The organism is Phenylobacterium sp. (assembly GCF_020253645.1).
In the GTDB taxonomy this organism is placed as follows: Bacteria; Pseudomonadota; Alphaproteobacteria; order Caulobacterales; family Caulobacteraceae; genus Phenylobacterium.
This window is the reverse complement of record NZ_JADCBG010000156.1, coordinates 1-8,722: the sequence shown is the minus strand read 5'-3', so window position 1 is coordinate 8,722 and position 8,722 is coordinate 1. Positions and strand designations below refer to the sequence as shown.

At 71.8% G+C, this 8,722-nt stretch carries 8 protein-coding genes; 4 read left to right on the top strand and 4 right to left on the bottom strand.

Annotated elements, in window-relative coordinates; all coding sequences use genetic code 11:
• The coding region (locus INE98_RS10730) for a deoxyhypusine synthase family protein (RefSeq protein ID WP_293538836.1) at window positions 1-619 on the top strand (619 nt) is incomplete at its 5' end.
• A 28-nt stretch (window positions 620-647) separates the two neighbouring features.
• Here the strand turns inward: INE98_RS10730 and INE98_RS10725 are convergent.
• Together INE98_RS10725 and INE98_RS10720 are read right to left on the bottom strand one after the other, a co-directional pair.
• Window positions 648-1,418, bottom strand: coding sequence for a molybdopterin-dependent oxidoreductase (locus INE98_RS10725; RefSeq protein WP_293538835.1), 771 nt, complete (start codon window positions 1,416-1,418; stop codon window positions 648-650).
• Window positions 1,415-2,167 carry a cytochrome b/b6 domain-containing protein gene (locus INE98_RS10720; RefSeq protein ID WP_293538837.1) on the bottom strand — a complete coding sequence of 251 codons (753 nt, stop codon included), beginning with the start codon at window positions 2,165-2,167 and terminating at the stop codon, window positions 1,415-1,417. Before INE98_RS10720 ends, INE98_RS10725 begins: the two co-directional genes overlap by 4 nt.
• Window positions 2,168-2,277: 110 nt before the next feature.
• Here INE98_RS10720 and INE98_RS10715 point away from each other — a divergent pair, with 110 nt between their 5' ends.
• Window positions 2,278-3,210: a thioesterase family protein gene (locus INE98_RS10715; protein ID WP_293538834.1), complete on the top strand. Its 933-nt coding sequence runs from the start codon at window positions 2,278-2,280 to the stop codon at window positions 3,208-3,210.
• Window positions 3,211-3,308: 98 nt separating this feature from the next.
• Entirely contained in the window at window positions 3,309-4,868 is a 1,560-nt protein-coding gene (locus INE98_RS10710) for an alkaline phosphatase D family protein (RefSeq protein WP_293538833.1), read from the top strand.
• Window positions 4,869-4,892: 24 nt separating this feature from the next.
• Here INE98_RS10710 and INE98_RS10705 read toward each other — a convergent pair whose 3' ends face one another.
• Together INE98_RS10705 and mutL are read right to left on the bottom strand one after the other, a co-directional pair.
• Window positions 4,893-5,597 carry a DJ-1/PfpI family protein gene (locus INE98_RS10705; protein WP_293538832.1) on the bottom strand — a complete coding sequence of 235 codons (705 nt, stop codon included), beginning with the start codon at window positions 5,595-5,597 and terminating at the stop codon, window positions 4,893-4,895.
• A 10-nt stretch (window positions 5,598-5,607) separates the two neighbouring features.
• Entirely contained in the window at window positions 5,608-7,458 is a 1,851-nt protein-coding gene (mutL, locus tag INE98_RS10700; RefSeq protein ID WP_293538831.1) for a DNA mismatch repair endonuclease MutL, read from the bottom strand.
• A gap of 22 nt (window positions 7,459-7,480) precedes the next feature.
• Here mutL and INE98_RS10695 point away from each other — a divergent pair, with 22 nt between their 5' ends.
• Window positions 7,481-8,551, top strand: a complete 1,071-nt coding sequence (locus tag INE98_RS10695; RefSeq protein ID WP_293538830.1) for a TraB/GumN family protein — start codon at window positions 7,481-7,483, stop codon at window positions 8,549-8,551.
• Window positions 8,552-8,722 lie beyond the last annotated feature (171 nt).

The window sequence follows — 8,722 nt, the reverse complement described above, 5'->3', positions numbered from 1 at the left end:
GGTGATCTACGAGATCGCCAACATGCTGGAGCCCCGCCCCTATTCCAGCCGGGAGTTCATCCACGAGATGGGCCGGTGGCTGGCCGCCGGCAACGCCCGCAAGCCCGCATCCCTGATCGAGACCGCCTTCTACGAGGGCGTGCCGATCTTCTGCCCGGCCTTCACGGACTCCTCGGCCGGCTTCGGCCTGGTGAAGCACCAGGTCGAGCGGATGAAGGCCGGCAAGCCCTACCTGACCATCGATTCCATCGCCGATTTCCGCGAGCTGACCGAAATCAAGCTGGCGGCCGGCACGACAGGTCTGTTCATGGTCGGCGGCGGGGTGCCCAAGAACTTCGCCCAGGACACCGTCGTCTGCGCCGAGATCCTTGGCCATGAGGCCGAGATGCACAAGTACGCCGTCCAGATCACCGTGGCGGACGTGCGGGACGGCGCCTGCTCATCCTCGACCCTCCAGGAGGCCTGTTCCTGGGGCAAGGTGGACGTGACCTGGGAGCAGATGGTCTTCGCCGAGGCCACCACCGTGGTCCCGCTGATCGCCTCCGACGCCTGGCACCGCGGCTCCTGGAAGGCGCGGCGCAAGCGCCGCTGGGCCGACCTGTTCGCGAAGAAGGGCTGATCCGTCTGGCCAGGGGCGCGGGGGTCGCTCAGATCCCCGCGTACCATTCATAGCCGCGGTCTTCCCAGAAGCCTCCCTTGCCGCCGGAAATGTGGGCGAAATCAGAGACGGCCTCTATGCGCCGGATGTACTTGGCGTGCTTGTAGCCGAGCTGGCGTTCGACACGCAGTCGCAAGGGCGCGCCATGGGCGATGCTGAGCGGGGCGCCGTTCATCTCGTAGGCCAGCAGGGTCTGCGGATGGAAGGCGTCCACCAGGTCGATGCTCTCGTAATAGCGGCCATCCGCCCCGGCCTCGGGATCGAGGGTGTCGAAGCAATGGAAGACGAGAAAGCGGGCTTCGGGCCTCAGGCCCGCCTGTTCCAGAACCGGAGCCAGGCGGGCGCCGGTCCAGCGCGCGATGGCGGACCAGCCCTCGACGCAGTCCATGCGCGTGACCTGGCTGCGCGAGGGCAGGGCCCGAAGGGCGGCGAGATCGAGGTCGAGAGGCCTCTCGACCAGGCCGTCCACGACAAGCCGGTACCCGGAGAAGCCGCCCGCCGCCAGGGCCCTGTAGCCAGGATCTGACGGATCGATGGATCCATTGGCCGGGAAGATTTCGGAGATCGCGCTGTCCGGGTACTCGCGGGCGTGAGTGCGGCGATCAAAGAGCGCGCGATGGACGCCGTGGTTGAGCCTCTCTGCGCCCCGCAGGCCCGCGCGCACGGTCGGGTCGCCGGCGATCCGGTCGCACGCCGAGGCCAGGGCGGCGGCGGCGGTGGCGGCGAGCCCCCTCAGCCAGGTCCGTCGCGAGGCGCTCATGCGTGGCCGCCCCGGACACCGAGGATCATGATCCGCAGCCGCCGGAGCGGCTGGTGCAGGACCAGCATCACCAGGTGAGCGGTCAGGAACAGGGACAGGAAGACCGTCCCCAGAAAGTGAGCCGACCGAGCCGACTGGCGGCCGCCGAAGATGTCTCCCGTCCAGGGCCAGGCGGCGTGGACCGCCGGCGACATGGCGAGGCCCGAGATCACCATGACCGGCAGGACGATCCAGGCGGCGAACAGATAGGAGAGCCTCTGCAGGAGGTTGTAGCCCCGCTCGGGCGGCGAAAGGCGCAGGGTCAGGTGAGCGGCGAGATCGGCAAGGATGGCCTTGGGCGCCAGCATGTCGAGGGTCGGCAGAAGGGCCCGCCATAGGCGACCTCCGGCGAGCCCCGCCGCGAGATAGGCGGCGAGAGCAAGACCCAGGATCCAGGCGGCGGCCAGGTGCCAGTTCCGGCCGGTCGCCAGGGACTGGTAGCCGGGCAGGGTCGCCCAGGACGGGAAGGCCCGCTTCTCGCGCTCGCCGGTCGCGCCGGACCAGCCGAGGACGCCGGTGGTCTCGAACTCGCGGCCGCCGATCCGCAGGAAGCCCTGCATGTCCTCCGCCCTCTCCCTCGCGCCGATCTCCAGCCAGGCGTGACCAAAGCGCGAGGTCTCCCCGGTATAGAGGGCCGGATGGGCGTTGAAGATCTGCAGCCCGCTGGGGAGCAGCACCAGGAAGGCCGCTGCGAGCAGGGCGTGGGCTATTCGCGTCAGGGCGCCCGGCGGGGGCGGCCTGCGGGCATGGGAACTGGCCGCGTCGGTCGTCAGGGCCTAACCTCCGGGGAATCAGGCGATTGTGGCGAAGGGAGCCGGTCTTGGACGAAACGGTGGAGGTGTGGAGCGGCGGCGTCAACACCTGGGAGTGCGACGAGATGGGGCACCTCAACGTCCGCTTCTGGGTCGCCAAGGCCATGGAAGCCCTCGCCGGCCTCTCACGTCTTATGGGCATGCCGGACGCCTTCGCCCGGAGCGGCGGCGCCACCCTGATCATCCGTGACCTGCACATGCGGTTTCTCAGGGAGGCCCGGGCGGGCGCCTGTCTGTGGGCGTCCGGCGGCGTGGTGGCCCTGGGGGAGACGGACGCCGACCTCCTCATTGTGCTGCGCCACGCCGACGGGACGCCGGCGGCGACCTTCCGGCTCCGCGCGGACCACGCCACGTCCAGCGACCTGCGGCCCTTTCCCTGGCCGGAGCGCATCCGCACCGCCTGCGCCGGCCTCGCCTGCGAGGTCCCGGGCTTCGCCGCACCGCGCAGCATCGACCTGGCGCCGGTCATCCAGACCCGGGCCGGCCTCGCCTTCGCCGAGGCCCACGGCATGACCCGGATCGGCCTGGGCGTGGTCCGCTCGGACGAGATTGACGCCTTCGGGCGCATGCGGCCGGAAATGTTCATCGGCCGGGTCTCGGACGGCGTCGCCCGCCTTTTCGGCTCGACCCGGCCGGGCCCCGAGACCGACCCCGACGCCCCGCCCCTTCGCATCGGCGGCGCAGTGCTGGAGTATCGTGTCGTCCATCACGGCTGGCCTGTCGCCGGTGAACATGTCGAGGTCCGCTCCGGCTTCGCCGACTGCAACGCCCGCACCCGGCGGGTGTTCCACTGGATGGTCGATCCCGTTTCCGGGCGGCCCTGGGCCAGCGCAGAGGCGGTGGTGATCAGCTTCGACCTCGACGCCCGCAAGGTGGTGGACATCTCCGAGGCGGCCCAGGCCGAGTTCCGCCGCCAGGCCATCCCCGGCCTGGGGCTCTAGGTTCCGAAGCCCGGAAACGGGCCGGCGGAAGGCTTCGCCGCTGGATTGGGCCTGTCACAAATCCCGGATAGAATGCGCCCTTCCAGCGCGGAGGCCCGATGACCCATTCCCTCCACCCGTCCCGTCGTGGGCTGATTCTGTCCCTCGCCGCCGGCGGCGCCGGCCTTGTCCAGGCCGGGCGGGCCCGGGCCAATCCCGTCTTTGCCGACTTCCCGTTCCAGCTCGGGGTCGCGGCCGGCGATCCCGTCGCCGACGGCTTCGTCATCTGGACCCGCCTCGCCCCGAAACCGCTGGAGCCCGGCGGCGGCATGCCCCCCGTGGCGGTCCCCGTGGCCTGGGAGGTCGCTGAGGACCCGGGTTTCGCCCAGGTAGTGCGGCGTGGCGAGACGCTCGCCCGCCCGGAGCTGGGCCATTCGGTGCATGTGGAGGTCGGCGGACTGGAGCCGGACCGGGTCTACGCCTATCGGTTCCTGACCGGGGGCGAGGCCTCACAAGCAGGGCGCGCCAGGACCACGCCCGCGCCCTCGGCCACGCCTCGCCGGGTGCGGTTCGGCATGGTGGGATGCCAGTCCTACGAACAGGGGCTTTACACCGCTCATCGGAAGATCGCCGAGGAGGCCCTCGACTTCATCTACTGCTACGGCGACTACATCTACGAGGGCCGCGGCGCGGCCGCCCCGCCCAGGCCCGGGTCCCCCCGCGCCCATCTCGGCGGGGAGATCTATTCCCTCGACGATTACCGGCGACGCTACGCCCAGTACAAGATGGACCCGGACCTTCAGGCCAGCCACGCCTCCGCCGCCTGGTTCTGCACCTGGGACGACCACGAAATCGACAACAACTGGGTCGGGGAGACGGACCAGGACGGGACCCCCCCCGAGGTTTTCAACCTCCGCCGCCAGGCGGCCGTCCAGGCCTATTACGAGCACATGCCCTTGCGCGCCTCATCCTTTCCCCGGGGCGCCCGGATGCAGGTCTACCGGAACGCCGCCTGGGGCCGGCTGCTCGACCTGAACCTCCTCGACACCCGGTCCTTCCGTACCGACCAACCCTGCGGCGACAAATGGGCCACCACCTGCGACGCGGTTCGTGACCCTGCTGCACAGGTGCTGGGTCAGGCGCAGGAGGCCTGGCTGTTCCGCAATCTCGCCCGCTCACAGGCGCGGTGGAAGGTCCTGGCCCAGCAGGTCATGGTCATGGACCTGGAGCGCCGGGAGGGGCTCGAACCCGGCTACAATCTGGACACTTGGGCGGGTTACGCCGTGCCCCGGACCCGGCTCCTCGCCCATCTCAGGGACCGGCGGATCCGGAACACCGTGGTGCTGACCGGCGATGAACACCAGCACTATGCGGGCGAACTGTTCCGCGACAGCCGGAACCCGACCGGCGCGCCCCTGGCCGTGGAGTTCGTCGCCACCTCCATCAGTTCCGGGGGCGACGGAGTGGACCAGCGCGCGGACGGCCGCCGCTACCTGACCGACAATCCCTTCCTGAAGTTCAACAACGCCCAGCGGGGCTATGTGGTCTGCGACGTGAGCCCGGAGGTCTGGCGCACCGAGTTCAAGGTCCTCGACCAGGTCACCCGGCCGGGCGGAGTCCTCAGCACGCGGGCGGCCTTCGCGGTTGAGAATGGCGCCGGGCGGCTGGTTCCGGCCTGAACGCCGCCCTCGGGGGCCGGCGCCTCAGGTCCCCGCCCGTCCCTTGAGCCGCGCCGCCGCCTCGCGCGCCTCGGCCTCGCGGCGGGGCATCATGGGCGCCATTAGGGTCTTGTAGGCTTCGAGGATCGCCGCCGGGGCCGTCTCGGGGCGGCCGGAGTCGAAGGGCGGGGCGGGGGCGTATTCCAGGCCCAACTGCAGCGTCTTCGCCAGGTCCTCGCCGCCGACCTCCGCCAGCACGGTCAGGGCGAAATCGATCCCCGCCGTGACGCCGCCGCCGGTGATGACATGGCCGTCGCGCACCACCCGGCCGGGATCGGGCGTCGCCCCGAACAGGGGCAGGAGATAGCGCCAGGCCCAGTGGCAGGCGGCGCGCCGGCCGTCCAGCAGCCCGGCCGCGCCGAGGATCAGCGATCCCGTGCAGACCGAGGTGACATAGCGCGCCGACAGGCCCAGCCGCCGCACCTGGGCGACAAACTCCGGGTCCAGGGCCGCCGACGTGGCCTCCGCCCCGCCGGGCACACAGATCAGGTCGCAGGCGGGAATGTCCGCCAGCCGCTCGGTCCGGGCGAAGACCACGCCGCCCTCGGCCTCGATCTCGCCCCCCGCCCGGCTGGCGACGTGGACCTTCGCGCCGGGGATTCGGGTCAGGAACTGGTGCGGACCGGTGAAGTCCAGCTGGGTCAGCCCCGGGAAGAGGGCGAAAACAATATGGAAGGGGGGGCGGCTCATGGCGTGGCTCCTACCTGCGCCCGAACAGGCGCTCGATGTCAGACAGTTTCAGCTCCACCCAGGTGGGACGGCCATGGTTGCACTGGCCGGAATTGGGGGTGGCCTCGATTTCGCGCAGCAGGGCGTTCATCTCGGCGGCGGTCAGGCGCCGGCCAGCGCGGACCGAGCCGTGGCAGGCCAGGGTCGAGCAGACCTCCTGGAGGCGTTCGCGCAGGGACAGGGCCTGGCCGGTCTCCGCCAGGTCATCGGCGATGTCGCGCACCAGGCCCGCCGCGTCGGTCTCGCCCAGCAGGGCCGGGATCTCGCGCACCAGGACGGCGCCCGGGCCGAAGGACTCCACGACCAGGCCCAGGGCCTCCAGCTCCCCCGCCCGGGCGACGACGCGTTCGGCCTCGGCGGGATCCAGCTCCACCACCTCGGGCAGGAGCAGGGCCTGGCGGGCGACGCTGCCGGCCTCCAGCTGCGCCTTCATCCGCTCGTAGACCAGGCGCTCGTGGGCGGCGTGCTGGTCCACCACCACCAGGCCGTCGCGGGTCTGGGCGATGATGTAGGTGGCGTGGACCTGGGCCCGGGCCGCGCCCAGGGGCTGGTCGATCGCCTCGGCCTCGACGGGGACTTCGGCATAGTCGAACGGCGCCCCCGGATCGGCCAGGCCGGGCGCCGGTTCGGCCCGGGCGGACAGGCCCTCCAGTCCCGGCAGGACGGCGCTGCGGCCCGATCCGGCGACGGGGTTCCAGCCGCCCATCCGCCAGGCGGAGAAGCCCTCCGGCGACGGCCCCGGACGCCAGCCCTCGGGGCGCAGGGCGGACAGGGCGGCGTCGGAGTGCGTGCTGGCCGAGCGGTGGGCGGCGCCGGCCAGGGCGTGCCTCAGCCCCCCCACCACCAGGCCGCGCACGAGGGCGGGGTCGCGGAACCGGACCTCGGCCTTGGCCGGGTGGACGTTGACGTCCACGGCGTGGGCGTCGACTTCCAGGTAGAGGGCCGTCACCGGATGCCGGTCCCGGGCCAGGAAGTCGGCGTAGGCGCCGCGCAGGGCCCCCTGCAGCAGGCGGTCGCGCACCGGCCGGCCGTTGACGAACAGGTGCTGGTGCGAGGCCGTCCCCCGGTTCAGTGTCGGCAGGCCGGCGTATCCCGTCAGCCGCACCCCCTCCCGCTCATGGTCGACGGCCAGGGCGTTGTCGGCGAAGTCCCGGCCGAGGATGGCCGACAGTCGGGCCAGCCGCCCCTCCGGCCCCGGCGTCTCTGCGGGCAGGCGAAGGACGGCGCGGCCATCGATCTCCAGGCTGAAGGCCACCGCCTCGTGGGCCATGGCCTGGCGCTTGACCTCGTCGGCGATGGCCTGGGACTCGGTGCGTTCGGACTTCATGAACTTCAGCCGGGCGGGGGTGGCGTAGAACAGGTCGCGGACCTCCACCCTGGCGCCGTTCGGGCCGGGGAAGGCCGCCGGGGCGGGCCGCCCGACCGCGCCGCCCTCCACCGTCAGGCTCCAGGCCTCCGACGCCCCGCGGGCCCGGGAGGTCAGGGTCAGCCGGGCCACAGAGCCGATCGACGGCAGGGCCTCGCCCCGGAAGCCCAGGGTGGCGATATCCAGGAGGTCATAGTCGCCGGCGGCGTCCGGGGCGAGCTTGGAGGTGGCGTGGCGCTCCACCGCCAGAGAGAGCTCATCGGGCGCCAGGCCGGACCCGTCGTCCTCGACCAGGATGCGCGACAGGCCGCCGCCCTCGACCTGCACGGCGATGCGCCGGGCCCCGGCGTCGAGGGCGTTCTCCACCAGCTCCTTGACGGCGCTGGCCGGGCGTTCGACCACCTCGCCGGCGGCGATGCGGTTGACCGTTTCGGGGGGCAGGCGTCTGATGGTCATGAGGGGTCCTGCGGAAGAAACCATGTTAGCGCGATTCCGGAACCGTCGTCCGACCGTCTGCAGAGCGTCGCGGGAGCGTCCCGGCGCCCTGCGCCCCCTCGTCGCCCTGGGTGTCGCCGCAACCGTCGCCCTGACCTTGGGGCGCCCCGTCCCCCTGGCGGCCCAGGACCTGCCCCCCGACCCGGACGAGGCCCTGGTCGAGGAACTGGTCGTCACCGCCCGGTATCCGGGCCCGGCCTTCTGGCGGATCACCCGGGGCGAGGCCCGGGTCTGGGTGCTGGGTGTCCCCTCCCTGGCCCCAAAGCGGCAGGAGTGGAACCGGCAGCTCTTCGGGCGCTACCTGGCCGCCTCGGACAGGGTGATCCTGCCGTTCAATGGCCTGAGGGTCCGTCTCGCCGGAAGCCCGGCGGCGGCGGTCGGCTATCTGAGGCTCCGCTCCCTGCGACCCTTCGAGGCCGGCCGGGCGCCGGCGGACCAGGCGCGCTTCGCCGCAGCCCGGGAGCGGCTGGGCCAGCCGGCGGGGCGTTACGCCGTCTCCCACCCCCTCGCCGCAGGCCTGATGCTGCATAATGACTGGATGGAGGCCAACGCCCTCACCACCACAGACCCCGCAAAGCTGATCCGTCTGCTCGCGCGCGAGCAGGGGAAGGCGACGGTACAGCGGACCTACGACCTCGGCCCCCTGCTGGCCGACCTGGCGCAGACGCCAAGGGCCGCGGGCGAAGCCTGCCTTGCGGCGGTCCTCGATGAGGTCGAGGAGGGAGCCGGCGCCGTCCGGGAGGCCTCCCGCGCCTGGGCCCGGGGGGATGTCGCCGGAGCCCTGGCCGCCGAACGGACCTGGGAGCGCTGCATCGCCGCCACGCCGGGCGCGCAGGCCTTTGACGCTCGGTTCAAGTCCGACATGACGTCCGACATCCGGGCGGCTCTCGCCCGGCCTGGCGTCGCCCTGGCGGTTGTCCCCCTCCGCCCCCTCCTGTCGGAAGGCGGGGTGCTGGACCGGCTTCGCCGGGAAGGCTTCACCGTGGAGACGCCCGACGACATCCGCGCGGCGGATGAAGCCGGCGTAGCGGACGCTACGGACCCGGGATCCTGATCTGCATGACTGAGGTTGCGCAGGGACAGGCGACATCCCTGGTCTCCGAAAACATCCTCGGAGGGTTACGGTGACACTGTATGCAATAGATCGTCACTCAAGGCATCGGGACTTGCTATGCGGCAGGCCTGGGACAACGACGCGAGCCAGCCTGGTCATCGGTAGAGCTCC

Coding starts and splice junctions, on each gene's coding strand:
- INE98_RS10725 (WP_293538835.1), bottom strand. CDS start 1,418: ATGAGCGCCTCGCGACGGACCTGGCTGAGGGGGCTCGCCGCCACCGCC.
- INE98_RS10710 (WP_293538833.1), top strand. CDS start 3,309: ATGACCCATTCCCTCCACCCGTCCCGTCGTGGGCTGATTCTGTCCCTC.
- INE98_RS10705 (WP_293538832.1), bottom strand. CDS start 5,597: ATGAGCCGCCCCCCCTTCCATATTGTTTTCGCCCTCTTCCCGGGGCTG.
- mutL (WP_293538831.1), bottom strand. CDS start 7,458: ATGACCATCAGACGCCTGCCCCCCGAAACGGTCAACCGCATCGCCGCC.
- INE98_RS10695 (WP_293538830.1), top strand. CDS start 7,481: ATGTTAGCGCGATTCCGGAACCGTCGTCCGACCGTCTGCAGAGCGTCG.